Genomic DNA, 25,356 nt, shown 5'->3' with positions numbered 1-25,356 from the left:
ACCGCACGCGGTCGCCAGCGGTCAGGGTGACCTTGGTTGAATGGGCGCATGACTTCCCCGGACGCGAACGCACGCCCGAGCCAGGTCACCCTCGCCGGATGGGCCGCCGTGATCGCGTCGGTTCTGCTGGTCCTGGCCGTGTTCGACGCGATGTCGGGGCTGAACTCGCTGGCGACCCGGGACCGGCTCACGGAGGCGGTCTCCGGGAAGTCGTTCCAAGACCTCGGGATCACCGTCGACGACGCGCTCGGCATCATGCGCTGGGCGATCCTGGTCACCGGAGCCGCCGCCGCGGCAGCGGCGATCCTCGGCTTCTTCGTGCTCCAGCGCAACAAGGGTGCCCGGATCGGACTCACCGTCGCCGCGGTGCCGATCGTGCTGGCCGCGCCGCTCACGGGAAGCTTCCTGGGCATGTTCGTCGGTGCCGGAGCGGCGGTGCTCTGGTCGCGCCCCGCCCGGGACTGGTTCGCCGGGCGGGCGCCGACGCCGCCCGCGGCCCGGATCACCCCGCCGGCTCCGACCCCGCCGCCGGACGTCGCGCCCTGGCAGCCGCCGGTCCCGCCGACACCCGGAGCGCAGCAGCCGCCGCCGATGCCCGGCTGGGGACAGGCGCCGCCGGCCCCGGGGCCCCCCGGTCCGGTGCCGATGGCGGGTCCGCCTCCCCAGCAGGCGGCGCCGAGTGCGATGCCGCGTCAGGTCCGCACCGCTTGCCTCCTGACGTGGATCTTCTCCGGCATCACCGCCCTCCTCTGGGTGGCGTTCCTGGTGGTGCTCGCGGTCGACTCCGAGCCGCTGCTGACGGCGGTCAAGGACACCCCGACGTGGGACGCGCGCTTCGACGACGACGTGCTCACCACCGCCTTGGTGGTGACGAGCGTGTTCTTCCTGCTCTGGTGCGTGGCCGCCTCGGTGCTGGCGGTGTTCGTCTGGCGCCGCGCGTACGCCGCCTGGATCCTGCTCGCGGTCTGCGTCGGCGCGGCAGCGCTGGTGAGCGCACTCGCCTTCCCGGTCTCGCTCGTGCACCTCGTCGCCGCCAGCTTCACCACCGGGATGCTGGTCACGAAACCGAGCCGGGACTGGTTCGCGGGGCGTTAGTTCTTGAGGCCCGCGCGCAGCCGGCCCAGCCCCTCCTCGATGACCTCGAGTCGCTTGCAGAACGCCCAGCGCACCAGGTGCCGGCCCTCGTCGAGATCGTCGTAGAACACCTGGGACGGGATCGCGACGACCCCGGCCTTCTCCGGAAGGGCGGCGCAGAAGGCGCGCCCGTCCGCGAACCCGTAGGACGACACGTCGGTAGTGACGAAGTAGGTCCCGGCCGGCCGGTGGACGGTCAGGCCGAGGTCGGCCAGCCCGTCGCAGAGGACGTCCCGCTTGGCCCGGAGGTCGGCGGCCAGCGCGACGTGGAAGGCGTCGTGCTCGTTCAGCCCGACGGCGACCGCCGGTTGCAACGGAGCCCCGGAGGAATAGCTGAGCCAGTTCTTGACGCCTTCCACCGCGGCGACCAGGTGCTCGGGACCGCTGGCCCAGCCGACCTTCCAGCCGGTGACCGAGAAGGTCTTGCCGGCGCTGGAGATGGTCAGTGTCCGCTCGAACATCCCGGGCAGCGTCGCCAGCGGGACGTGCGGCTCCTCGAACGTGAGGTGCTCGTAGACCTCGTCGGTGACCACGATCAGGTCGTGCTCGATCGCGACCGCGGCGACGCCCTCGAGCTCGGCCCGGGTCAGCACGGTGCCGGTCGGGTTGTGCGGGGTGTTGAGCAGGATCAGCCGGGTGCGCGGGGTGATCGCCGCGGCCAGCTCGTCGAGGTCGAGCCGGAAGTCGGGGGCGCGCAGGGTCACCGGTCGTCGTACGCCGCCGGCCATCTGGATCATCGCCACGTAGGAGTCGTAGTACGGCTCCAGGACCACCACCTCGTCACCGGGGTCGACCAGGCCGAGCAGGGCGCCGGCGATCGCCTCGGTCGCACCGGTGGTGGCGACCACCTGGTGCCGGTCGAGGGTCAGGCCGTAGTGCCGCTGCTGGTGGGCGATCACCGCGTCCAGCAGCTCCGGGGTCCCGTGGCCCGGCGGGTACTGGTTGCGCCCGCCGCGCAGCGCCTCGACGGCGGCCTCGAGCATCGCGCTCGGACCGTCCTCGTCCGGGAATCCCTGACCCAGGTTGACCGAGCCGGTACGGACCGCGAGGGCGGACATCTCGGCGAAGATCGTGGTCCCGATGCCGTCGAGCCGGTGCGCTTCGATGCCCATGTTCAGACAGTAGTAGTTCACAATGTGCAGGTGACCGTTGATGACGACCTGATCCCGGAGACGGATTCTCCGGCTCCCGGGCGGACCCCCGAGAAGCCGAAGCGGTCGACGGCACGCCGGATCACCTTCCTGGTCGGCATCGGGCTGATCCTGGCCGGGCTAGGGCTGCTCGGCTACGTCGCGTGGCAGCTCTGGGGGACCAACTGGGTCTCGAAGCGGCACCAGCGCGAGATCACCACGAACCTGCAGGAGGACTGGGCGGCCGGTGAGGGGTGCGACACCTACTGCCCGCACGGCAAGGCGTCCGCGCTGATCCGGATCCCCAAGTTCGGCCAGAAGTACGTCGTCCCGGTCATCGAGGGCACGTCCCAGGACATCCTCGCCCGCGGCTACGGCCACTTCGAGGACACCGCCGCGGCCGGACAGGTCGGCAACTACGCGCTCGCCGCCCACCGGGTCACCCACGGTGAGCCGCTGCGGCGGATGCCGGAGCTGCGTCCCGGGGACAAGGTGATCGTGGAGACGCGGAAGTTCACCTACACCTACGTGCTCGACACCGACCCGAACAAGCTGGTGATCCCCTTCACCGGGACCTGGGTGCTGGACGCGATTCCGCGCAACCCGGACGGCGGGCCGCAGCCGAAGCAGGTGAAGGGGCAGAAGCTGATCACGCTGACGACCTGCTCGGAGATCTTCCACACCGACAACCGGATGATCGCGTTCGGGCACCTGGTCGACACCGTCCGCAAGACGAAGCTGGCGCCGGTCAACCCGTAGTTCCGGTTCGCGTAACCTCACCCCCATGGCTGATCGCGATGTACTCCTGGACCAGGTCAACACCAAGGCCGTCGTGCGCGGCAAGGTCACGCTGGCCTCCGGCCGCGAGGCCGACTACTACGTCGACATGCGCCGGGTCACCCTCGACGCCGACGCAGCCCCGGCGATTGGCCGCACCGTGCTGGCGCTCACCGAGGACTGGGAGTACGACGCGGTCGGCGGCCTGACCCTGGGTGCCGACCCGATCGCGGTCGCGATGATGCACCAGGCCGCTGCCGCCGGCCGCCGCCTCGACGCGTTCGTGATCCGCAAGTCCCAGAAGGTGCACGGGCTGCAGAAGCTGATCGAGGGCCCGGACGTCGCCGGCCGCCGGGTGCTCGCCGTGGAGGACACCTCGACCACCGGGGGATCGGTGCTCGAAGCGGTCGCCGCGCTGCGGGCCGCGGGCGCGACCGTGGTCGGGGTCGCGGTCGTCGTGGACCGGGACACCGGTGCCCGCGAGGCGGTCGAGGCCGAGGGACTCGAGTACCGCTACGCGGTGGGCATCTCAGATCTCGACATCTGACCCGGACGCCGTCGGGGCCGCCGTGCGGGCGGCCGCCTCGCGCCGGTGCTTGAGCCACTCGTAGGCCACCGGGATCACCGAGAACAGCAGGATCGCGAGGATCGCGAAGTCGATGTTGTCGGAGAGGAACGGGCCGACCTTCGGCACGTTGCCGAGGAAGTAGCCGAGCATCGTGATGCTGAGGACCCAGAACGCCGCGCCGACCGCGCTCCAGGTCAGGAAGCGTCGCCGCTCCATCGACGCGACACCGGCGACGACGGTGACGTAGGTCCGCACGAACGGCACGAAGCGGCCGATCACCAGGGCCTTGTTCCCGTGCTTGTCGAAGAACTCGGTGGTCTTGTCGAAGTACTTCTTCTTCAGGATCCGGCCGTCCCGCTGGGTCAGCGGCGGTCCGATCGCCCGGCCTATCTCGTAGCCGGCGACGTTGCCCAGCACGGCCGCGGCTCCGAAGATCAGCATCCCGAAGAGGAGGCTCAGCCCGTTGTTGTCGACCAGGACGTCGATCCGGTCGGTCGCGAAGAAGAGGCCCATCGCGAACAGCAGCGTGTCGCCGGGCAGGAACGGGAAGAGCAGCCCGCACTCGACGAAGATCATCGCGACGCTGATCCAGAAGAACTCCTGACCGAACTCGGCAAGCCACCAGTTCGGGTCCATCCACTTGATCCCAAGGATCTGCACGACGTCGACGATCACGCGCTGAGCGTATCTGGCCCGACCTGAACCTGACCTGACGTTCCACGCACCGTGCGTCCGGCTCGTAGGGTTGTCCGCGTGACCGCGCCCGAGGAGCCCCAAGAATTCATCGAGCAGCGGGCTCCCTACGACCCGATGCCGAACGGTCCGGCCGAGGTCGGGGTCGGTCCCTGGGAGGGACCGCTACCGACCGGGGACCAGTACGACGCCGAGCTGCTGGCCCACGGGGACCGGCGCAACGTGGTCGATCGCTACCGGTACTGGACGATGGCGGCGATCGTCGCGGACCTCGACTTACGGCGGCACGACTTCCACGTGGCCATCGAGAACTGGCAGCACGACTTCAACATCGGCACCATCGTCCGGTCGGCGAACGCGTTCCTCGCCGCCGAGGTGCACATCGTCGGGAACCGGCGCTGGAACCGGCGCGGCGCGATGGTCACCGACCGCTACCAGCACGTCCGGCACCACGCCGATGCCGAGGCGCTGGCGGCGTACCTGCGCGACGCTGACGGGGGACCGGTCCGGCTGCTCGGCATCGACAACCTGCCGGGCTCGGAGCACCTGGAGACGATGGAGCTGCCGCGCCGGGTGTGCTTCCTCTTCGGCCAGGAGGGACCCGGGTTGTCGGAGGGTGCCCGCGAGGCCTGCGACGGGACGTTCTCGATCGCCCAGTTCGGCTCGACGCGCTCGATCAATGCCTCGGCTGCTGCTGCGATCGCGATGCACTCCTGGGTGCGAGAGTACGCCGACCTCGGCGACGAGGTGGCCTGGCGGGGTTAGCCGATCGTGCCCGGGATGCCGTAGAAGCCGTAGGGGATCTGGTGCGCGACCGCGGTGACCAGGTTGACCACCGCGAGCACGAACCCGATGAGCGCCAGGACCCGGGCAGTCTGGGCCAGGCTCAGTTCCCAACCGGAGGTCAGCCCGTTCGCCGCCGCCATCGCCAGGGCGAGCACGGCACCGGCGACGAGTGTGGCGACCATGCCGGCGAGGAAGGCGCCGCCGCGACCCATCGGGAACGAGTCCCCGAAGAGGGCGATGAACGTGACGGAGATCCGGTTCAGGCTGCCGAGGAGCAGCAGCACCGCGAGCGTGAAAGCGGCGATGGCGCGGGCCTGGGGGGTGAGTGTGACCATGCGCCCGACGCTAGCGGCGCTCTCGTCTAGGGTTGGCCACATCCGGACCGGTTTCCCGAGGAGTTTTTTCGCATGCCCATCGCCACCCCTGAGAAGTACGCCGAGATGCTCGATGCAGCCAAGGCGAACTCGTTCGCCTTCCCTGCCATCAACGTCTCCTCGTCGCAGACCCTGAACGCCGCCCTCCAGGGCTTCGCGGACGCCGGCAGCGACGGCATCATCCAGGTCTCGACGGGCGGTGCGGAGTACCTCTCCGGCCCGAGCGTGAAGAACATGGTCACCGGCTCGGTCGCCTTCGCCGCGTACGCCGCCGAGGTCGCCAAGAACTTCCCGGTCAACATCGCGCTGCACACCGACCACTGCCCCAAGGACAAGCTCGACGGCTTCGTCCGCCCGCTGGTCGCGATCTCCGCCGAGCGGGTCGCCCGAGGTGAGGCGCCGCTGTTCCAGTCGCACATGTGGGACGGGTCCGCGGTCGCGGTGGACGAGAACCTGCAGATCGCCGAGGAGCTGCTCGCCCAGTGCGCCGCCGCCAAGATCATCCTCGAGGTCGAGATCGGCGTTGTCGGCGGCGAGGAGGACGGTGTCGTCGGGGCGATCGACGAGAAGCTGTACACCACCCCCGAGGACGCCCTGGCCACCGTCGCCGCACTCGGCACCGGTGAGAACGGCCGCTACATGACCGCGCTGACCTTCGGCAACGTGCACGGCGTCTACAAGCCGGGCGGGGTGCACCTGCGTCCCGAGATCCTCAAGAACGCCCAGGAGGCCGTCGTCGCGAAGCTCGGCCTCGCCGCCGGCTCGAAGCCGTTCGACCTGGTCTTCCACGGCGGGTCCGGTTCGACCCCGGAGGAGATCGCGGCCGCGGTCAGCTACGGCGTGATCAAGATGAACGTCGACACCGACACCCAGTACGCGTTCACCCGGCCTGCCGCCGCGCACATGTTCAGCAACTACGACGGCGTCCTCAAGGTCGACGGCGAGGTCGGCAACAAGAAGGCCTACGACCCGCGCGCCTGGGGCAAGGCCGCCGAGGCCGGCATGGCCGCCCGCGTCGTCGAGGCCTGCGAGAACCTGAGCAGCGTCGGCAAGTCGATCAACTGATCAAGGCCGCGCCAGCGGACTCGACCAGCTCGGTCATCGAGCCCAGTCGGTCATCGAGCCCAGCTCGGTCATCGAGCTTGTCGAGATGTGGTGACGTGCCCGCAGACTAGGCAGCCGTCGAGACCCGGCCCGCGAATCGGCTCTTCAGCCGGAGCGCGGGCCGTTCGACGTACTGCCAGGAGAGAGCCGAGATCGCCAGCGTGATCGCGGTCCCGACCACGAACAGCAGCCGCGCGCCCAGGTCGGTGTGCTTCATCAGCACCATGATCACCGGGTAGTGGAACAGGTAGGCGCCGTACGAGACCTTGCCGATCCAGACCAGCGGCGCCCAGGAGAGCAGCGCCCCGACACCGCTGGTGCGGACGCCGTCCAGGTGCACGAGCAGGGCGACGGTGAGCAGCGCGGCCGCCGGTGACTGCCAGATGATCGAGCGCTGGTCGGTGTAGATCGAGAAGGTCCAGCCGGCGAGCAGCAGCACCCCGAAGGCGCCGCCTATCAGCCAGCCGGTCCAGCGTCGTACGGCGGGAGCGTCCGGATCGCGCGCCGGCCGGGCGGCGAGCACCAGCGCGACCAGCGCGCCGAGCAGCAGCTCGAAGGCGCGGGTCCAGGGCACGTAGTAGGCCATCGGGAAGCGGTCCGCCTCGGGGGCCGATTGCAGCACGAACAGCGCGTAGCTGACCAGGATCCCTCCGACCACCCAGGCGGTGGCCCGCGAGCGCCGGAGCAGCAGCCAGCCGACCACCAGCGGCCAGACCAGGTAGAACTGCATCTCGACCGCCAGGCTCCAGGTGTGCCCGAGGTGGCCGAGCTCGCTACCGCCGAGGCCCCAGAGGAGGTTCTCGACGTACAGCCCGGCTCCCGCGGCCGTCTTGAGGTAGCCGACGAAGGTGCCGCCGTCGCCGAGGGTGCCGTAGAAGAAGGCGCCGAGCACCAGCATCACCAGCAGTGCCGGGTAGAGCCGGAGCAGTCGGCGCACCCAGAAGTCGCGCAGGCTCACCGCTCCCGAGCGGTCGTGCTCGCGGACCAGGACCAGGGTGATCAGGTAGCCGGAGAGGACGAAGAAGATGTCCACCCCGAGCCACCCGCCGGTGGCCGGCTTGAGGGCGGCGTGGAACGCGATGACGGCCAGCACGGCGAACGCGCGGATGCCGTCGAGCTCGGGCCTGTACTCCATGGCGCGCAGCCTTCCACGGAACCTGCTGCGCGTCCGGAGAACGTCGCGCTCAGCCTCACTCGGCGTTTGCCGGGACCGCCTTGGTGCTCGCGACCGGCGCGAAGTGGCTCGGGCGCTCGTAGAGCAGCACCGCGAGGAAGCCGAGGACCAGCACGGCCGGGACCAGGAGGAGCGACTGCGACATCGCCTCGCTGAACTTGTCCGCGACGCCCGGCGGCAGCGGCCCGCCGCCTCCGGCCTCGTGGCTCTGCAGCTTCTCGAGCCCGTGCGCGGCCAGCCGGCTGTCGATCAGCACGGCGATGCCCGCGGAGCCCAGCACCGCACCCACCTGGCGCAGCGCGTTGTAGACCCCGGAGCCGGCACCGGCCAGGGTGATCGGCAGGTTCCGGGTCGCGGTCGCGGTGAGGACGGCCCAGAGGAACGAGCTGCCGACACCGATCAGGCCCATCGCTACCAGCAGCTGCCACAGCGGGGTGTCGGTCTTGAGCAGGAGTGCCGAGAGCAGCATCGCGCCGATCAGGACCAGGAAGCCGAAGCCGGTGAGGATCCGCGGGTGCACCTTGTCGCTGAGCTTGCCCACCATCGGCGCCAGCACGATCGACATCACCGCCATCGGGATCAGCAGGCAGCCGGCCTCGGTCGGGGAGTAGCCGCGGACGACCTGCGCCCAGAGCATCAGCGGGAAGCCCATCGCGGTGAAGCTGAAGCTCACCGCGGCGATGCCGAGGTTGGAGATGGAGAAGTTGCGGTCCGCGAACACCTTCAGCGGCATCAGCGGCTCACCGGTGTTGCGCGACTGGACGAGGACGAAGACGGCGATCACGACGATGCCCCCGGCGATCATCGTCCAGATCGTCGGGGACCAGTGCTGCTGCTTGCCCTCCTGGATGCCGAAGACCAGCAGGAACATGCCGACGCCGCTGAGGGCGACGCCGAGCCAGTCGAACTTGTGCTTGTGGGTCTCCAGGCGCGGCACCAGGCGGTAGGCCAGGGCGAACGCGACCAGGCCGACTGGCACGTTGATGAAGAAGATCCACTCCCAGCCGAGACCGTCGGTCAGCACGCCGCCGAGGACCGGGCCGACCAGGGTCGCGACGCCGGCCGTCGCTCCCCACAGCGCCATCGCGCTGCCGCGGCGCTCGACCGCGAAGATCCGGGTGATGATCGCCATCGTCTGCGGCGTCATCATCGACGCGCCGAAGCCCTGGAACACCCGGGCGATGATCAGGCCCTCGATGCTGCCGGTGAGACCGCACCACAGCGACGCCGCGGTGAAGAGGGCGAGACCGGTCAGGTAGAGGTTCTTCGGCCCGAACCGGTCGCCGAGCCGGCCGGTGATCAGGACCGGGACGGCGTACGCGAGCAGGTAGGCGCTCGTCACCCAGACGACGGAGTTCACGTCCGCGTCCAGGTCCTCGATGATCGCCGGCGTCGCGACCGTCACGATCGTCGTGTCGAGCAGGATCATGAAGAAGCCGATGCACAGCGCGATCAGCGCCGGCCAGGGGTCGCGCTCGGTGGTCGGCGCGGGAGAGGTTGGGGTCACGGGACAACTCAACACCCTAGGAGGGACAATTACTCCATGAGTTTTCCCGACCTGATGTCCGGCCCGCCCCCGACCCGCCTTCCCGAGGACCCGGCCGCCGCCGCCCTGGCCGCCGGCGACGAGCCCCGTGCCGTCGTCCGGCAGCACCCGGAGTCCCCGCTGGCCTGGGCCGTCCTGGCCGAGCAGGCCCTGGCCGACGGCAGCGACGACGTCGTCGGGTACGCCTTCGCGCGGGTCGGCTACCACCGCAGCCTCGACCAGCTCCGCCGCAACGGCTGGAAGGGCCACGGCCCGGTGCCGTGGGACCACGTGCCCAACCGGGGCTTCCTGCGGGCGCTGGCCGCCCTCACCAAGGCGGCGGGCGCGATCGGTGAGACCGCGGAGGAGCAGCGCTGCGGCGAGTTCCTGCGCGACTCCAGCCCGGAAGGCTACGACGCGCTGCTGGGCTGAGTCCTGGTCTGGGTCGGCGCCAGCATCGTGTACGCCGCCGGCTCGACGTGCCAGGTACGCCGGCGCTCCGGGCCGCTGATCTCGCCGTCGGCGCTGATCCAGAAGTCCTCGCCCGAGATCGAGACCTGCTTCCCGGTCAGGGTGACGACGTCGTCGCGCTCCGGGTGCGTCCGCCGGAGCACGTCGAGCGCGTAGCCGACCCGGGCGAGCGGATCGGCGGCGTACGAGATCATCACGTCCAGCATCCCGCTGCCGGGGTCGGCGCCGGGGGTGATCTCCGCTCCGCCGCCGACGCTGCTGCCGTTGCCGATCGCGACCATCAGCACGTGCCGGTCCATGTCGGCCACGACCTCGCCGTCGACCTCGATCCGGAGCCGCACGTACGGCGGCCGGATCGCGGTCAGCACGGCTCCGATCGGGTAGCCGACCACGCCCAGGCCGAACGGTCCGAGCCGCTCCTTCCAGGTGGCGCCGGTACGACTGGCGCGGGCGCTCGCGCCGGCATGGACGTTGTTGACGACGACCTCGCCGAGCTCGTCGACCAGGATGTCCATCGGCCGGGGCGTGGCGCTCAGCAGGGCCTCGGCGGCCTCGGCCGGGTCGAGCGGGATGTCGAGGGCACGGGCGAAGTCGTTGCCGGTGCCGAGGGGCAGCAGGCCGAGGGTCTTGCCGCCCAGGTCGTTGCGCCGGTGCAGGGTCGCGACCACCGCGTGCAGGCTGCCGTCGCCGCCGGCGACCACGATCGGCCGGCTGCCGGCGCGGTGCAGGATGCCGTCCAGCTCGCCCGGGTTGCTGGTCTCGCAGACCTCCACCGAGGCCCGGGTGCGGAGCACCTCCAGCGCCGTCCCGAGATCGTCGGCGTGGCCGGCGTCGGCGTGCGTGATCAGCAAGAGGGGTTCCACGCCGAACACCGTACGCGGCGGACCCGAGCGGGCCGGCAGAGGCCGAATTCTGGTAACGTGACGCCGCAAGAGCCCCGTGCTGTTGCACGACGGGCTCTTCTGCATTCCGGCGGGAGCCCGCCCTCGTTGTCGGAACAGGTGGAGGCGAGCAGATGCCCGCGATCGTGGTCCTCGGAGCCCAGTGGGGCGACGAAGGCAAGGGGAAGGCGACCGACCTTCTCGCGACCAGCCAGCCCATCGACTACGTGGTCCGCACCAGCGGCGGCCACAACGCCGGGCACACGATCGTCGTCAACGGCGAGAAGTACGCCACCCACCTGCTGCCCAGCGGCATCCTGACGCCCGGCGCCACCTCGGTGATCGCCAACGGCGTGGTGGTCTCGCCCGAGGCGCTGTTCCGCGAGCTCGACGGCCTGATCGAGCGCGGCGTGGACGTGGCCGAGCTGGTGGTCAGCTCGAACGCGCACGTGATCGCGTCGTACCACTCCACGATCGACAAGGTCAGCGAGCGGTTCCTCGGCAAGAACCAGATCGGGACGACGGGCCGCGGCATCGGACCGGCGTACGGCGACAAGGTCAACCGCGTCGGCATCCGGGTCGCCGACCTCTTCGACGAGAAGATCCTGCGCGAGAAGATCGAGGCCGCGCTGGAGGTCCGCAACCAGGTCCTCTCCAAGGTCTACAACCGGCGCACCGTCGACGTCGACGCGGTCGTCGAGGAGCTGCTGGCCTACACCGAGCGGCTGCGGCCGATGGTGGCCGACACCAGCCTGCTGCTGAACAAGGCGCTGGACGACGGCAAGACGGTCCTTTTCGAGGGTGCCCAGGCGACCATGCTGGACGTCGACCACGGCACCTACCCGTTCGTGACCAGCAGCAACCCGGTGGCTGGCGGCGTCTGCGTCGGCGCCGGCATCGGCCCCACCCGGATCGACCGGGTGATCGGTGTGATCAAGGCCTACTCGACCCGGGTCGGCTCGGGTCCGTTCCCGACCGAGCTCTTCGACCAGGACGGCATCGACCTGCAGCGGATCGGCGGCGAGATCGGCGTCTCGACGGGTCGCACCCGGCGCTGCGGCTGGTACGACGCCGTCGTCGCCCGGTACGCCGCCCGCGTCAACGGGCTGACCGAGTTCTTCCTGACCAAGCTCGACGTGCTCGACACCTGGGAGCGGATCCCGGTCTGCGTGGCCTACGAGATCGACGGCGTCCGGCACGACGAGATGCCGATGACCCAGACCGAGTTCCACCACGCCAAGCCGGTCTACGAGTACTTCGAGGGCTGGAACGAGGACATCTCCGGGTGCCGCTCGTTCGAGGACCTGCCGAAGAACGCGCAGGTCTACGTCCGGGCGCTCGAGGAGATCTCCGGCGCGCCGTTCTGGGCGGTCGGCGTCGGTCCGGGCCGCGAGCAGACGGTCGTCGTCACCCCGCGCTGACTCCTCGCCGGATCCCGACGGGTCCGAAGATTTCCCGGAAACCGCTCGCGGAGAAGTCGGCCTGTGGATAACGTCAATCAGCCGCAGCCGCCGTCCAGACTGGCAGCATGGCTGTCAACGCTCCGCTGCTAACCTGGCGCCCCCCGTGGGAGGAACTCCGAGATGACGCCGCACCCCGTGCCGTGCCGGATCCGGAGGCTGCCATGAGCGAGCACGCCCACGAGCAGCACACCTTCGGGATCGACTGGAGCTGGCCGTCCCGCAAGCTGGCCGAGCTCCGGCTCGAGCGGGAGCGCCGGTCGAAGCTCATGGTCGCGCCGGGGCTCCGCTTCCCGGACCCGACGGACCTGGACGAGTTCACCGTCGCCGACCTCCGCCTGATCCAGGCGTTCTACGCGAAGCGCTCCGACGAGATCGGTCCGCTCTACTACGCCGGCAACGTTTCCGACGATGCGCCCGACGACGCTACGGAGGCGTGAGCAACGGTCGCTGCGCAGCCTCATCGACAGCGACGACTACGCCGACCGCCTGTACGCCGGCAGGGTGATCATCAGGATCCTCGATCCTGAGCTCGGCTTCCTCGACCGAGCCACCGAGCACATCGAGATCCAGTCGCTGACGTTCAACCAGCGTCGTACCGAGTTCCAGCTCCGGCCGGTCCGTCTGCAGAAGGTGGCCAAGGAGATGCGGGTCGCCGTCGACATCACCCCGATCGCGCTGGTCCCGAAGCTGCTCTTCCACCACCAGCGCTTCACCGGGAGCGACGGCCTGAACGTGCCGATGGTGACCCGGCGGGAGAACGCGCGGATCGCGCAGTGCCACCTGGTGGCCTACGCGGTCGATGCCGATCCGGAGCTGCAGCCGCCGTCGGTCGATCTCTGGAAGTACCTCGGCGAGTGCGTCGGCCGGTTCCCGGAGCAGTTCGAGGGTGACGAGGCCAAGTTCCGGAACCGGGCCGCCCGCCACCTGAACCGGCTGAACTCGTCCGCCGACCGCGTCTGGTTGCGCCGGGCCAGCGCGATCCCCGGGTGGTCGCGCCTCCTGGCCGGCTACGAGGACAACTTCCTGCTGACGCCGCGGTTCCCGGTGCCGGTCACGGCGGAGGCGGCCGAGTTCACGATCGAGTACGCCGAGCCCAGCGGCAGCGGCGGGCCGGAAGCCCTGGTCCGCGAGCTCGGCATGCTGAAGATGCCGTGGCGCCCGGTCGCCTTCCGGGTCAACGAGGTCGGGCGAGCCCGGAGCCACTTCGTCCACCTGCACGCGCCCGCCGGGACCTTCCTGGGGTTCTCCGGACTGCAGCGGATCAAGGAGGAGGCGAACCTGCTGCGGCACCGTTCGGTGTCGGCCCGCTCGTCGTCCACCTTCTACATCCGTCGCCGCTCGATCCCGCGGCCGCGGTCGGTGACCCTGCTGGCGACCCTCTGGCCGGATCCTGCGGGATACCTGCGGCCGCTCCAGCTCGTCGGCTGGTACACCTTCGGGGTCACCGCGAGCTTCCTGTTCATGAGGTGGCCGGACGCACCGGGCTCGCGCTTCCTCGGTCAGCTCGACGGCTCGATCAGCCTGCTGCTCTTCCTGCCCGCGCTGCTCGTCGGTTGGCTGTTCCGGCCGGACGAGAGCGAGGTCCGGCGCTCGCTCGTCTACCGCTACCGGCTCCAAGGAGCCCTGTGCGTGGTGGTGATCTGGCTGAACCTGGCGCTCGGGTTCTTCAAGTTCGGCGAGGAGACCAGGACGTACGACGTCGTCACCGTCGTGTACGCCGTGACGACCTTCGCGGCGGCGTACCTGGCGTCCTCGATCAACCGGTACTTCTTCCAGGTCCACGAGGCGCACGGTCTCGCACGCCAGCGGGACTCGGTGCCCTCCCGCGGCGTCGGGTCGTTCGTGCTCGAGTCGGCGCTCCCGCAGCACGACCCGGACGACGAGGACGATCTTCAGCCGAGCCCGACCACCGACCGCGCCGTCCGGCGGAAGTCGGCCGAGACGGTATCGCCGTCCAGGTAGACCCCGACCAGCGCCGCGTCGCGCAGGAGCACCAGGCTCGCCGCCACCCGCTCGGCATCGGCCACGGAGGCGGCGTCGAGGACCGCGGCGAGCGTGCTGCGGAACCAGGTCCGGTGCCGTTCGATGATCTGCCGGATCTCGCCGTCGGCGTCCGGGTACTCGGCGGCGGCGTTGATGAACGGGCAGCCCCGGCGGTGGTAGCGGGTCGCGTCCTCGGCGATCCCCTCGATGACCGCCGCGACCAGCTCGGTCGGTGACCCGCCGGCCTCGGCCGCTGCGGCGAAGTAGCCGCGGATGATCGCGTCCTCGCGCTCCAGGTAGGCGGCGACCAGGGCCTCCTTGCCGGGGAAGTGCCGGTACATCGTCGCGCGGGTGGTGCCGGCCTCGGACAGGATCCGGTCGACGCCGACGCCCTTGATGCCCTCGGCGTAGAAGAGCCCGGCGGCGGTCTCGAGGAGGCGGTCGCGCGGGGAGCTCGACTCGGACGGGATGGGTGTGGCCACGGTCACCTCAGAACACTAGCGGCCGGCCCTTGACAACCGGTCCTCGGAATAGCCATAGTAGAACGAACGTTCTTTCTACACAACATCACTACCGACAAGGAGCACGACGATGAACACGATCACCACCCGCGAAGCACAGGAAGTACGCGCCGCCAACGAGTCCGGCAAGCAGCCGGTCGTCTTCGTCCACGGACTGTGGCTGCTGGCCGAGAGCTGGAAGCCGTGGCGCGACCACTTCGAGGCGCAGGGCTACAGCACGGTCGCCGTCGACTGGCCCGAGGACCAGGGGTCCTTCGCCGAGGCGCACGCCAACGCCGACTCGCTGGCCGGTACGTCGGTCGCCGACGTGGCCGACCACGTCGCCGACGTGATCGCCGGTCTCGACCGCAAGCCGGTCGTCGTCGGGCACAGCTTCGGCGGACTGCTCGTCCAGATCATCGCCGGCCGCGGGATCGCCGCCGCCACCATCACCATCGACCCGGCACCCAGCAAGGGCGTGCTGCCGCTGCCGTTCTCCAGCCTGAAGGCCGCCTTCCCGGTCCTGGGCAACCCGCTGAACTACTCCAGGACCGTGACGCTGACCTTCGACGAGTTCCGCTACGGGTTCGCCAACGCGGTCAGCGAGGAGGAGGCGCGGCACCTCTACGACACCGTGCACACCCCGGCCCCCGGCCGCCCGCTGTTCCAGGCCGCCACCGCCAACGTCAACCCGTGGGCGAAGACCAAGGCGAACAAGAAGAACCCCGACCGCGGCCCGATGCTCGTCGTGACCGGCGAGAACGACCACATCGTCCCGTTCGCGATGGCCAACGCGGCGTACAAGAAGCAGCGCAAGAACGCCGGCGTCACCGAGATCGTCGAGATCCCCGGCGTCGGGCACTCGCTGATCATCGACTCCGGCTGGGCGACGGTCGCCGACACCGCGCTCGACTTCCTGGCCCGGCAGGGGGTCACCGCCGAGTGATCGGCCGTGAACCCGACCCACGGGCCGCGTCCGGTGTTCGTAGCCGGCGCGGCCCGTCGTCGTGCACCGACTAAGGTCAGTGCACGTGAAGACACTCGTGATCGGTACCGGTGGCCGCGAGCACGCCCTCGCCCTCGCGCTCGCGCGGGACCCGTCGGTGACCGAGGTGCACGCCGCCCCCGGCAACCCGGGCATCGCCGGCGTGGCGACGCTCCACGACGTGGACCCGATGAACCCGGCGGCCGTGGCCGACCTCGCCGCCGCCCTCGACGTCGACCTGGTCGTTGTCGGCCCCGAAGCTCCGCTGGTTGCCGGCGTCGCCGACGCGGTCCGCGAGCGCGGCATCTCCTGCTTCGGGCCGTCCGCCGAAGCGGCCCAGCTCGAGGGGTCGAAGGCGTTCGCCAAGGACGTGATGGCCGCGGCCGAGGTGCCCACCGCGATGGCGCACGTCTGCACCACCCAGGACGAGATCGAAGCGGCACTGGACGCGTTCGGGGCGCCGTACGTGGTGAAGGACGACGGCCTGGCCGCAGGCAAGGGCGTCGTCGTCACCGAGGACCGCGAGGTCGCACTGGCGCACGCGCTGGCCTGCGAGCGCGTCGTGATCGAGGAGTTCCTCGACGGCCCCGAGGTCTCGTTGTTCGCGATCACCGACGGCACCACCGTCTTCCCGCTGCAGCCGGCCCAGGACTTCAAGCGGATCGGCGACGGCGACGCCGGTCCGAACACCGGCGGCATGGGTGCGTACACCCCGCTGCCGTGGGCGCCGGACGGTCTCGTCGACGAGGTGCTCGAGCGGGTGCTGCAACCGACCGTCGACGAGCTCGCCCGCCGCGGCGCGACCTTCTCCGGACTCCTGTACGCCGGCCTCGCGCTGACCAAGCGCGGCACCAAGGTGATCGAGTTCAACGCCCGCTTCGGCGACCCCGAGACGCAGCCGCTGATGGCGCTCCTCGACTCGCCGCTCGGCGTCCTGCTCAAGGCGGCCGCCGACGGGACGTTGCACCAGACCGAGCCGCCGCGGTGGAAGTCCGGGGCCGCGGTCGCCGTGGTGATGGCCAGCGCCGGCTACCCGGAGTCCTCGCGCTCCGGTGACGTGATCACCGGCGTCTCCGACAACCCGTGCGACGTGATCCACGCCGGCACCGCGCTCGTCGACGGTGACCTGGTCACCGCGGGCGGCCGGGTGCTGGCGGTCACCGCGGTCGGCGACGACGTCGCCGACGCCCGGGCCAAGGCGTACCGCGGTGTCGCCGCGGTCAGGTTCGACGGTGCGCAGCACCGGACGGACATCGCTGCCGGCATCTGAGGCCTGTGGATTGATCGAGCGGGAACGCGCCGTTCGCTGCCAGACTTTCCGCTTGCCCGATCCGGGGTGAGAATGGGAGGAGCCTGGATGTGTCTGTCGTACCGAGGGAGGTTGCCATGCCGGTCGCCGAGCCTGCGCTGCAGCGGTTCCGGATGTCGTGGGAGGAGTACCTCGATCTCCCCGAGAAGCCCAAGGCTGAGTGGGTCGATGGCGAGGTCGTGGTGACGCCGCCGGTCTCGGCCGATCACGGGTACGCGGTGCTGGGACTGGGTTCCGTACTTCGATCCGCCCTTCCTAGCCTCTCCGTGGTGACCGAGGTGGGTGTGCGTCTCCCGCGCAATCGGCTCCGGGCGCCCGACCTCATGGTGCTGGATCGCTGGCCCGAGCAGAAATGGGTCACGCTCGCGCCGGTCCTCGTCGTCGAAGTGCTTTCGCCGTCGACGCGTTCCGAAGACACTGTCCGCAAGTCCGCCGAGTACGCCGAAGGTCGCGTCGGCCAGTACTGGATGCTCGACCCCGACCTGCGAGCCCTCGATGTCTACGTCAACCGAGACGGCGGGTGGGACCTGCTCCTCCACCTCGATGACGACGATCCGGTAGGTGACGTCGTCGTCGGTGACCACGGCACCGTCCAGCTGGACCTGCGCGACCTGCTGCGCTGAGATCTCGTGGGAGAATCAGGGACGTGACCGTCCCCAACGTCCTCGCCACCCGGTACGCCGGAGCCGACCTCGCCGCGATCTGGTCCCCCGAGCACAAGATCGTGCTGGAGCGACAGCTCTGGATCGCCGTCCTCAAAGCCCAGAAGGACCTCGGCATCGAGGTGCCCGACGGTGTCGTCGAGGCCTATGAGGCCGTGATCGACCGGGTCGACCTGGACTCGATCGCGGCTCGGGAGCGGATCACCCGGCACGACGTGAAGGCCCGCATCGAGGAGTTCGGGGCGCTCGCGGGGCACGAGCACATCCACAAGGGGATGACCTCCCGCGACCTGACCGAGAACGTCGAGCAGCTGCAGATCCTGGCGTCGCTCGGCCTGGTCCGCCAGCGCGTCGTCGCGACCCTGGCCCGGCTCGGCCGGCTGGCGACCGAGCACGAGGCCCGGGTGATGGCCGGCCGGTCGCACAACGTCGCCGCGCAGGCGACCACGCTGGGCAAGCGGTTCGCCACCATCGCCGACGAGATGCTGGTCGCCCTGGCCCGGCTCGACGACCTGGTCGCGCGCTACCCGCTGCGCGGGATCAAGGGTCCGATGGGCACCGCCCAGGACATGCTCGACCTGCTCGACGGTGACGAGGAGAAGCTCGCCGACCTGGAGCAGCGCGTAGCAGCGCACCTCGGCTTCGAGCACGTCCTCACCAGCGTCGGTCAGGTCTACCCGCGTTCGCTCGACTTCGACGTCGTGTCCGCCCTGGTGCAGATCGTCGCCGGTCCCTCGAACCTGGCCACCACGATCCGGCTGATGGCCGGCATCGAGCTGGTCACCGAGGGCTTCAAGGAGGGCCAGGTCGGTTCCTCGGCGATGCCGCACAAGATGAACACCCGGTCCTGCGAGCGGGTCAACGGCCTCGCGGTGATCCTGCGCGGGCAGCTCTCGATGGTCGGCGAGCTCGCCGGCGACCAGTGGAACGAGGGCGACGTCTCCTGCTCCGTGGTCCGCCGGGTCGCGCTGCCGGACGCGTTCTTCGCCACCGACGGCCTCTTCCAGACCTTCCTGACCGTGCTCGACGAATTCGGTGCCTTCCCGGCGGTGATCCAGCGCGAGCTCGACCGCTACCTGCCGTTCCTCACCTCGACCAAGGTGCTGATGACCGCGGTGCGCAACGGTGTCGGCCGCGAGGAGGCGCACGAGGCGATCAAGGAGCACGCCGTCGGGGTCGCGCTGGAAATGCGTCAGGGCCTCGCGGTCAACGACCTCTTCGACCGGCTCGCCGCGGACACCCGGCTCGGCCTCACTCGCGAGCAGATCGCGGCCCTGGTGGCCGATCCGATCGAGTTCACCGGTGCGGCGGTCGCGCAGGTCCAGGCCGTCGTACGGCAGATCGAGAAGGTCGTCGCCGCCGATCCTGCTGCCGCGGCGTACTCGCCGGGAGCGATCCTCTAGCCCGTCTAGCTCGGGACTCGAGCCGCCTCGCCTGTCACGATCAGGTGCGAGGAGGACATGTGCGTGACGTGACCCGTAGCGACAGCGACGCCGAAGACCGGTTCCGTACCTTCTACACGGCGCACTTCGAGGCGCTGCTCGCCTACGCCGTACGACGGGTCGAGCAACCCGCCGACGCGGCGGACGTGGTGGCCGACTCCTTCCTGGTCGCCTGGCGCCGCCGGGCGACGCTGCCGGCGGGGGACGAGGGCCGCCTCTGGCTGTACGGCGTCGCGCGCAAGGCCCTCGCCAACCACCACCGCGGGGGTCGGCGCCGGGATCGGCTCGGCCAGCGGCTGCGCGAGCGCCTCGCGGAGACCACCTTCCCCGATCCCGGCCACGAGCTCGCCGAGCGGGACGCCGTACGGGATGCCCTGTCGCGGTTGCCCGACCTCGATCGCGAGGTGCTGACCCTGACGGTCTGGGAAGGCCTCGAGCCCCGTGAGATCGCCGAGGTGCTGCGCCTGCCCGCGGCCACGGTGCGGCAACGGCTCTCCCGGGCGCGCACGCGATTGCGAGCTCTTGCCGGTGACGATCCCGGGCCGCCCGGACATGTAGCACTCGAAACACCGAGAGCTTCTGTCCGTCCCGTGCTCGTCCCCGAGGAGAACCGATGAACGACTTCCGCCTGAAGCAGGCCGACCCGTACGACGCCGACGCCGTCGCCGACCTGGCCGGTGCCGACCTCGCCCTGCTCGACGAGATCATCGTGACGCCGGACGCCCGGCTCGCTGACTGGCGTCCGAAGCAGCGCTCGCTGCGCAGCCGGCTGGTCCAGGCCGGCGCGGCCGCAGCCGTCGTCACCGCGCTGGTGGCGGTGCCGACACTGGTGGCGAACGACCCGGACCCGGCCGGTCCCGGCACCACGGCTCCCAGCGCCGACCCGGTCGACGACGACCCGACGGTGGTCACGCCGATCCGGTACGCCGCGGCGGTCGTCAAGGTCGCCCGGGCGAACCCGCGGATCCTGGTGACCGAGGGCGGCTGGAAGGTGCGCAGCGTCGAGGGCTTTGATCCGACGGCCGGCCAGATGACCTTCCAGCTCGGGCCGGACAAGTGGGTCGAAGAGGAGCTGGCCTCGGGTTCGTCGCGTACCAACGAGGCCCCGCAGCTCAGCGTCTCCTGGTACCCGGCCTCGCAGTACGACGGCTACCTGCAGAGTCGTGCGGAGAAGGGCAACGACGTCCGGCAGGAGCACGTGCTCGGGCAGGACGCCCAGGTGGTCAGCTACGCCGCCGGGGACCACGCCGTGATGCTGCCGCCCGAGGGCAAGGTGTTCCTGGAGCTGCGCGGCCGGCTCGGGGATCGCGCGGCGTTCCTGGACTTCCTGCAGAACGACCTCGCCAAGGTCGGTGTCAAGGAGTGGCTCCAGGCGATGCCGGCGTCGGTGGTGACCGTGCGCAACGAGGCCACCGCCGTCGCGACGGTCCTCGACGGCGTACCGCTGCCTCCCGGCTTCGTGACCAAGGGCCTCGGCACCGGGGTCGCGCTGGACCCGTACCAGTTCGGTGCGAAGGTCGCCGGCGCGGTCGCCTGCGGCTGGCTGGACGAGTGGACCCGGGCGCGTGCGGCCGGCGACGCCGAGGCCCAGCAGCGCGCGGTCGACGCGATGGGGACCAGTCGCGACTGGAAGGTGCTGCGCGACATGGACGTCGAGGGCGACTACCCCGAGGTGGTCTGGGGCTACGCCGACCGGATCGCCAGCGGCGCGGCGCCGGCCGGGTACCGCAGCGGACTCGGCTGCCCCGGCAACTGAACCCGGTCGAGGTGGGGGTCCCGCGCGCCGGGACCTCCACCTCGACGGACCAGACGGGCCTGGTCAACGAACCAGACGGGCCCCTCGACGGATACACGGGCCCACTCGACGGATACACGGGCCTAGTCGGCGGGGTGGCGTTGCTCCAGGCCGACGAGCAGGCAGTCCAGGGCGAAGGTGAACTGGGCGTCCGGGTCCGGGCGGGCGGCGACCATGTCCGCCAGGTGGGGGAGGTCGGCCGAGCGCAGGCCGACGCCCCGGCCGAACTCGGCGAACTGCGGGTCCTCGCCGTCTGCCGCGAGCGCCTGCTGCCAGGCCTCGCCGAGGGCCAGCGTGTAGACGTGCTGCACGCAGTGCTGGACCTCGGCGGTGCTGAAGCCGGCGGCGACCATCACCGCGGCCAGGTGCTCGATCCGGTCCAGCCGCGGGCCGGTGGGCGCGCTGGTCAGCCGCACGTACTGGAGCAGCTGCGGGTTCGCGACGACGGCAGCGCGGGTCGCCCGGGCGAAGGCGGTGATCCACTCCTGCCAGGTGGCGCCCTCGGGGGGCTCGAAGTCGTCGTACTCGGTCTCGTCGAGGATCCGTGCGGCGACCAGGGCGAGCAGCTCGTCGCGGTCGCGGACGTGGTTGTAGAGCGCGGCGGTGCCGACGTCGAGCGCCTTCGCGACATCGGTCATCCGGAGGTCCCCGGGATCCTGCACGGTGCCGAGCGCGACCGCGGCGGAGACGATCTGCTCCCGCGAGATCCGTTGCGGTCGGCCGCGGCGGCGCTGCTGGGGAAGATCCATGCCGAGATAATACTGAAGCGCATCAGAAAATGGCTCCGGAACCCTTGACAGGCAGGAACGTGTTCTAGTTCTGTAGCCGGATGAGCACAGAGCAACCGCCCCAAGACATGCATCTGCAACGGAGCAGCCGCGACACCGACGCGATGGCGCGGACCCTGACCGGGTGGTTGGCCGGCCAGCTCCCCGACGGCGCCGACGTGGAGATCGCCCTCTCCGGGGCTTCCGACTCCAACGGGATGTCCAGCGAGACGATCTTGGCCGACGTCACCTGGACCGCGGGCGCGACCCGGACCACGCACGGCTTCGTGATCCGGATGGCGCCGGCGCCCCAGGACGTGCCGGTGTTCCAGACCTACCGCCTCGACCACCAGTACGAGGCGATCCGCCTGGTCGGCGAGCTGTCCGGCGTACCGGTTCCGACGCCGCGGTGGCTGGAGCCGACCGGCGAGGTGCTCGGGCAGCCGTTCTTCTTCATGGAGCGGATCGACGGCATCGTGCCGCCGGACGTGATGCCGTACACCTTCGGGGACAACTGGTTCTTCGACGCCGCCGAGGCCGACCGGCGCCGGCTGCAGGACAGCACCGTCCGGGTGATCGCCGGTCTGCACTCGATCGCCGATGCCGCCACGACGTTCGGGTTCCTCGACGACCGCTCGCTGCCCGGCGAGACCCCGTTGCGCCGGCTCTTCGAGAAGGTCCGGTCCTGGTACCAGTGGGCCGCCGCCGAGCTCGCGCCGTCGCCGCTGATCGACGAGGCGCTCGCCTGGCTGGAGGCCAACTGGCCGGAGGCGGACCGGTCCGACAACGTGGTGCTCTCCTGGGGCGACTCGCGGATCGGCAACTGCCTGTACGTCGACTTCGAGCCGGTCGCGGTCCTCGACTGGGAGATGGCCGGCATCGGTCCCCGCGAGCTCGACCTCGGCTGGATCGTCTTCGCGCACAAGGTGTTCCAGTCGATCACCGACGTCTTCGAGATGCCGGGCCTGCCCGACGTGCTGCGCGCCGAGGACGTCCGCGCGACGTACGCCGAGTCGACCGGGGTGGAGGTCGGCGACCTGCGCTGGTTCGAGATCTACTCGGCCGTGATCTGGGGCGTGGTCTTCATGCGCACCGGCGCCCGCCAGGTCCACTTCGGCGAGCTGGACGGCCTCCCCGAGGACGTCGACACCCTCTTCCACCACGCGCCGCTGATGCGCGCTCTGCTCAAGGAGGCAACCGCATGATCGGCCCGCTGGACGAGTACCCGATCCACCAGGCTCCGCTGCCGATGAATCGGCCGGCGAGCAGCGACCGGAACTTCTACGACCGCTGCTACTTCAACGCGATGGACACCTCCGACGACGCCGGTGCCGAGCGCATGATGCTGATCACCGGTCTCGGCTACTACCCGAACCTCGGGGTCAAGGACGCCTACCTGCTGCTGCGCCGCGGCACCACCCAGACGGCGGTGCACCTCTCCGACGCGATCGACCAGAACCGCCTCGACCAGCGGGTCGGCAAGTACGCCCTGGAGGTCGTCGAGCCGCTGCAGAAGATCCGGCTGGTCCTCGAGGAGACCGAGGGGATGGCGATGGACCTGACCTGGGACGGCTCCTGCGACGTCGTCCAGGAGATGCCGCACCTGATGCTGGCGAGCGACACCCGGCCGACCCTGGATGCCCAGCGCTTCGCGCAGCTCGGCTCGTGGAGCGGCACGCTGTCGGTCGACGGCGTCGAGACGACGATCGACCCGGAGACCTGGATGGGCAGCCGGGATCGGTCCTGGGGGATCCGGCCGGTCGGGGAGGCCGAACCCGCCGGACGTCCGCAGGACCCGCCGATGGAGGGCTTCTACTGGCTCTACGTGCCGCTGCGCTTCGAGACGTTCTCGATCGTGATCATCGTGCAGGAGCAGGCCAACGGCTTCCGTACCCTCAACGACGTCACCCGGGTCTGGAAGGACGGCCGGGTCGAGCAGCTCGGCTGGCCGCGGATCGACATCACCTACGCACCGGGCACCCGGATGCCGACGCACGCGACCCTGTCCTGCACCGCGCCGGACGGCAGCCCGGTCGTGGTCGAGGTGGAGCCCCGCACGCACGTCGTCCTGCACCTCGGCGGCGGGTACGGCGGCGACCCGCAGTGGACCCACGGACAGTGGAAGGGTGACAACTTCAGCGAGCGGGTCTCCTACGACCTGACCGACCCGGCGCTGGCCGGGATGATCCCGTTCGGCGTGATCGACCACTGCGCCCGCGCCACCTGCGACGGCGAGGTCGGGCACGGCCTCTTCGAGCACGGCACCTTCGGCCGGCACGACCCCAGCGGGTTCATCGACTGGAGCAACGACCGCCGCTGACGTCGTACGGGAACCTGCGAATGTCGCTGGTGTGACGGTGGGACGCCCCATCGGCCCCACCAGCGACATTTGCATGTCCGGCGACGGGCGGGCGGGGCGATATCCCTCAACCACGCGGATCGGATGCCGATAGGGGCGGCACCACGTGCACCCCAGGACGGGGCGCGTCAGGGAAAGGAAGCCCCATGCAACTCAATCCCCGATCGGCGACGACCCGCGCCCAGGCGGCACTCTGCGTCCTCGCAGTGACCGTCGGACTCACGGTGGCGCCGTCGCTGCTGGTGTCCGCGGATGCCAGCAGCAACCGGAGCTCCGCGGTCAGCGCCGCGTGCACCTCGGCGAAGAACGCGCTCACCCAGGCGAAGCGCCAGCAGAAGGCGGCCAAGGCCAGCGTCCTGAAGGCCCGCAAGGCCGTGAAGAAGGCGAAGCACACCCACCGGCCGGCGAAGGTCCGCAAGGCCAAGAAGGCGCTGGCGCGGTCCAACGCGCGCTACAACACCTGGAGCAACGCCGTGACGAAGCGGCAGTCCCGGGTCGGCCAGGCCTGCGCGGCCCCGACGTCGGCGGCCCGGGCGAACGGGATCGGCAAGCAGCTGAGCCTGCTCGGCCTCGGTAGCGGTCTGGACCTCGGCGCGATCGACGCCTCGCAGCTGACCAGCCTGCTCAACCAGCTGCTGCCCGGGGTGACCACGAACCTCGACGCCGGCCGGCTGACCGCTCTGCTCAGCGGGTTCAACGCGGGCAACGACCTCGACGCCACCGACGCGCTCGCGCTCCTCAGCGGGGTGTTCTCGCCGAGCCAGATCCTCGCGCTGCTCGAGGGCACCGCCTCGCCGGAGCTGCTCACCGACCTGGCCGAGCACCTCGTCGGCCAGCTCAGCGGGCTCGCCGGCAGCTTCCCGATCCCGGGCGGATTCGACCCGACCGGCCTGTTCCAGACCTTCGCCGGCATGTTCGGCGGCCTCGGTCCGGCCCAGCTGGGCTCGTTGCTCCAGCTGGTCACCGGTGCGCTCGGCTCCGGCGCGACCACGTTCGACCTCGGCCAGCTGACCAGCCTGCTGGACTCGCTGATCCCGGGCGCGAGCGACCAGTTCGACGCCGGTCAGCTCACCTCGATGCTCGGCGCCCTCAACGGCGGCGGACTGAGCGCGGGCACGCTGAGCAACCTGCTCGGCGGGCAGTTCTCGATCACGCAGCTCCAGTCGGTCATCTCCGGTACGGCGGGCCAGGCGCTGCTCGGCACCGTGATCGCCCAGGTGATGGCGCAGGTGGCCACCGCCGGCGCCGGCGGGCTGGCCCTCCCGGGCGTGCTCGACCTGACCACGCTGACGAACCTGGTCACCACGGTCACGAGTCTGCTGACCTCGCTGACCGGAGGCGGTGGGGTGCTCCCGATCGTCTGCGGCCTGATCCCGCTGCCGCTTCTCTGCCCCTGAGATCGTCGGGGTGCCCGTGCCCGGGCACCCCGATGACGGGCTCGTCACCGGTCAGGTCAGCGGGGCCGGACCTGGTC

Annotated in this window: 26 protein-coding genes; 18 read left to right on the top strand and 8 right to left on the bottom strand. The window is 70.5% G+C overall.

The genetic code is table 11. From position 1 onward, the window contains the following. Positions 1-48: 48 nt before the first annotated feature. Positions 49-1,095, top strand: a complete 1,047-nt coding sequence (locus EFK50_RS19160; RefSeq protein WP_123229198.1) for a hypothetical protein — start codon at positions 49-51, stop codon at positions 1,093-1,095. Here the strand turns inward: EFK50_RS19160 and EFK50_RS19155 are convergent. Further along, positions 1,092-2,246, bottom strand: a complete 1,155-nt coding sequence (locus EFK50_RS19155; RefSeq protein ID WP_123229588.1) for a pyridoxal phosphate-dependent aminotransferase — start codon at positions 2,244-2,246, stop codon at positions 1,092-1,094. The genes EFK50_RS19160 and EFK50_RS19155 overlap by 4 nt on opposite strands. 30 nt (positions 2,247-2,276) lie before the next feature. Between EFK50_RS19155 and EFK50_RS19150 the strand changes: the two genes are divergently transcribed. Further along, positions 2,277-3,023: a class E sortase gene (locus tag EFK50_RS19150; RefSeq protein ID WP_246004242.1), complete on the top strand. Its 747-nt coding sequence runs from the start codon at positions 2,277-2,279 to the stop codon at positions 3,021-3,023. A gap of 25 nt (positions 3,024-3,048) precedes the next feature. Then, positions 3,049-3,588 carry an orotate phosphoribosyltransferase gene (gene pyrE, locus EFK50_RS19145; protein WP_123229197.1) on the top strand — a complete coding sequence of 180 codons (540 nt, stop codon included), beginning with the start codon at positions 3,049-3,051 and terminating at the stop codon, positions 3,586-3,588. On the opposite strand, the gene EFK50_RS19140 is transcribed toward pyrE, so the two are convergent. Beyond that, complete coding sequence (locus tag EFK50_RS19140) at positions 3,571-4,284, bottom strand: DedA family protein (protein WP_246004241.1); 714 nt, start codon at positions 4,282-4,284, stop codon at positions 3,571-3,573. The genes pyrE and EFK50_RS19140 overlap by 18 nt on opposite strands. A 135-nt stretch (positions 4,285-4,419) precedes the next feature. Between EFK50_RS19140 and EFK50_RS19135 the strand changes: the two genes are divergently transcribed. Further along, on the top strand, positions 4,420-5,067 hold the full coding sequence (locus EFK50_RS19135) for a TrmH family RNA methyltransferase (RefSeq protein WP_123229585.1): 648 nt from the start codon (positions 4,420-4,422) through the stop codon (positions 5,065-5,067). Here EFK50_RS19135 and EFK50_RS19130 read toward each other — a convergent pair. Continuing rightward, positions 5,064-5,423, bottom strand: a complete 360-nt coding sequence (locus EFK50_RS19130) for a hypothetical protein (RefSeq protein ID WP_123229196.1) — start codon at positions 5,421-5,423, stop codon at positions 5,064-5,066. The two genes, EFK50_RS19135 and EFK50_RS19130, sit on opposite strands and share 4 nt — an antisense overlap. A 72-nt stretch (positions 5,424-5,495) precedes the next feature. On the opposite strand from EFK50_RS19130, the gene fbaA reads away from it, so the two are divergent. Further along, positions 5,496-6,527, top strand: a complete 1,032-nt coding sequence (gene fbaA / locus EFK50_RS19125; protein ID WP_123229195.1) for a class II fructose-bisphosphate aldolase — start codon at positions 5,496-5,498, stop codon at positions 6,525-6,527. Between the two features lie 106 nt (positions 6,528-6,633). Here fbaA and EFK50_RS19120 read toward each other — a convergent pair whose 3' ends face one another. Both EFK50_RS19120 and EFK50_RS19115 read right to left on the bottom strand, forming a co-directional pair. After that, positions 6,634-7,701, bottom strand: a complete 1,068-nt coding sequence (locus EFK50_RS19120) for an acyltransferase family protein (RefSeq protein WP_123229194.1) — start codon at positions 7,699-7,701, stop codon at positions 6,634-6,636. 55 nt (positions 7,702-7,756) lie between these two features. Next, positions 7,757-9,247, bottom strand: coding sequence for a DHA2 family efflux MFS transporter permease subunit (locus EFK50_RS19115; RefSeq protein WP_246004240.1), 1,491 nt, complete (start codon positions 9,245-9,247; stop codon positions 7,757-7,759). 36 nt (positions 9,248-9,283) lie between these two features. Here EFK50_RS19115 and EFK50_RS19110 point away from each other — a divergent pair, with 36 nt between their 5' ends. After that, complete coding sequence (locus EFK50_RS19110) at positions 9,284-9,697, top strand: DUF3151 domain-containing protein (RefSeq protein WP_123229193.1); 414 nt, start codon at positions 9,284-9,286, stop codon at positions 9,695-9,697. Here EFK50_RS19110 and EFK50_RS19105 read toward each other — a convergent pair. Continuing rightward, positions 9,676-10,599 carry a diacylglycerol/lipid kinase family protein gene (locus EFK50_RS19105; protein ID WP_246004239.1) on the bottom strand — a complete coding sequence of 308 codons (924 nt, stop codon included), beginning with the start codon at positions 10,597-10,599 and terminating at the stop codon, positions 9,676-9,678. The two genes, EFK50_RS19110 and EFK50_RS19105, sit on opposite strands and share 22 nt — an antisense overlap. Positions 10,600-10,751: 152 nt before the next feature. Between EFK50_RS19105 and EFK50_RS19100 the strand changes: the two genes are divergently transcribed. The 3 genes from EFK50_RS19100 (at position 10,752) to EFK50_RS19090 (ending at position 14,042) form a co-directional block, all read left to right on the top strand. Further along, entirely contained in the window at positions 10,752-12,038 is a 1,287-nt protein-coding gene (locus EFK50_RS19100; RefSeq protein ID WP_123229192.1) for an adenylosuccinate synthase, read from the top strand. A gap of 203 nt (positions 12,039-12,241) precedes the next feature. Next, positions 12,242-12,517 (top strand): hypothetical protein, encoded by a 276-nt coding sequence (locus tag EFK50_RS19095; RefSeq protein WP_148046237.1) that lies wholly within the window; start codon positions 12,242-12,244, stop codon positions 12,515-12,517. Beyond that, positions 12,489-14,042 (top strand): hypothetical protein, encoded by a 1,554-nt coding sequence (locus EFK50_RS19090; protein ID WP_123229190.1) that lies wholly within the window; start codon positions 12,489-12,491, stop codon positions 14,040-14,042. The genes EFK50_RS19095 and EFK50_RS19090 overlap by 29 nt, the downstream gene beginning before the upstream one ends. Here the strand turns inward: EFK50_RS19090 and EFK50_RS19085 are convergent. Then, positions 13,973-14,551, bottom strand: coding sequence for a TetR/AcrR family transcriptional regulator (locus EFK50_RS19085; RefSeq protein WP_221177485.1), 579 nt, complete (start codon positions 14,549-14,551; stop codon positions 13,973-13,975). The two genes, EFK50_RS19090 and EFK50_RS19085, sit on opposite strands and share 70 nt — an antisense overlap. Positions 14,552-14,654: 103 nt before the next feature. Between EFK50_RS19085 and EFK50_RS19080 the strand changes: the two genes are divergently transcribed. The 6 genes from EFK50_RS19080 to EFK50_RS19055 all read left to right on the top strand — a co-directional run bounded on the left by EFK50_RS19080 (position 14,655) and on the right by EFK50_RS19055 (position 20,717). Continuing rightward, on the top strand, positions 14,655-15,509 hold the full coding sequence (locus EFK50_RS19080; protein WP_123229189.1) for an alpha/beta hydrolase: 855 nt from the start codon (positions 14,655-14,657) through the stop codon (positions 15,507-15,509). Between the two features lie 85 nt (positions 15,510-15,594). Next, positions 15,595-16,818: a phosphoribosylamine--glycine ligase gene (purD, locus tag EFK50_RS19075; RefSeq protein ID WP_123229188.1), complete on the top strand. Its 1,224-nt coding sequence runs from the start codon at positions 15,595-15,597 to the stop codon at positions 16,816-16,818. A 116-nt stretch (positions 16,819-16,934) separates the two neighbouring features. Continuing rightward, positions 16,935-17,480 (top strand): Uma2 family endonuclease, encoded by a 546-nt coding sequence (locus EFK50_RS19070; protein ID WP_123229187.1) that lies wholly within the window; start codon positions 16,935-16,937, stop codon positions 17,478-17,480. 23 nt (positions 17,481-17,503) lie between these two features. Further along, positions 17,504-18,922, top strand: a complete 1,419-nt coding sequence (gene purB, locus EFK50_RS19065; protein ID WP_123229186.1) for an adenylosuccinate lyase — start codon at positions 17,504-17,506, stop codon at positions 18,920-18,922. A gap of 68 nt (positions 18,923-18,990) precedes the next feature. Beyond that, complete coding sequence (locus EFK50_RS19060; RefSeq protein WP_123229581.1) at positions 18,991-19,578, top strand: RNA polymerase sigma factor; 588 nt, start codon at positions 18,991-18,993, stop codon at positions 19,576-19,578. Next, complete coding sequence (locus EFK50_RS19055; RefSeq protein ID WP_123229185.1) at positions 19,575-20,717, top strand: hypothetical protein; 1,143 nt, start codon at positions 19,575-19,577, stop codon at positions 20,715-20,717. Before EFK50_RS19060 ends, EFK50_RS19055 begins: the two co-directional genes overlap by 4 nt. 122 nt (positions 20,718-20,839) lie before the next feature. On the opposite strand, the gene EFK50_RS19050 is transcribed toward EFK50_RS19055, so the two are convergent. After that, complete coding sequence (locus EFK50_RS19050; RefSeq protein WP_123229184.1) at positions 20,840-21,505, bottom strand: TetR/AcrR family transcriptional regulator; 666 nt, start codon at positions 21,503-21,505, stop codon at positions 20,840-20,842. Positions 21,506-21,585: 80 nt separating this feature from the next. On the opposite strand from EFK50_RS19050, the gene EFK50_RS19045 reads away from it, so the two are divergent. The 3 genes from EFK50_RS19045 to EFK50_RS19035 all read left to right on the top strand — a co-directional run bounded on the left by EFK50_RS19045 (position 21,586) and on the right by EFK50_RS19035 (position 25,279). Continuing rightward, positions 21,586-22,728 carry a phosphotransferase family protein gene (locus tag EFK50_RS19045; protein WP_123229183.1) on the top strand — a complete coding sequence of 381 codons (1,143 nt, stop codon included), beginning with the start codon at positions 21,586-21,588 and terminating at the stop codon, positions 22,726-22,728. Continuing rightward, positions 22,725-23,843, top strand: a complete 1,119-nt coding sequence (locus tag EFK50_RS19040) for an Rv3169 family protein (RefSeq protein WP_123229182.1) — start codon at positions 22,725-22,727, stop codon at positions 23,841-23,843. Before EFK50_RS19045 ends, EFK50_RS19040 begins: the two co-directional genes overlap by 4 nt. A 185-nt stretch (positions 23,844-24,028) precedes the next feature. Then, positions 24,029-25,279 carry a hypothetical protein gene (locus tag EFK50_RS19035; protein WP_148046236.1) on the top strand — a complete coding sequence of 417 codons (1,251 nt, stop codon included), beginning with the start codon at positions 24,029-24,031 and terminating at the stop codon, positions 25,277-25,279. The last annotated feature ends 77 nt before the right edge of the window (positions 25,280-25,356 follow it).

Origin of the sequence: Nocardioides marmoriginsengisoli (genome assembly GCF_003725695.1) — a bacterium.
GTDB lineage: Bacteria > Actinomycetota > Actinomycetes > Propionibacteriales > Nocardioidaceae > Marmoricola > Marmoricola marmoriginsengisoli.
The sequence above is the reverse complement of the archived record's forward strand: the minus strand, read 5'-3'. Positions and strand labels throughout refer to the sequence as shown.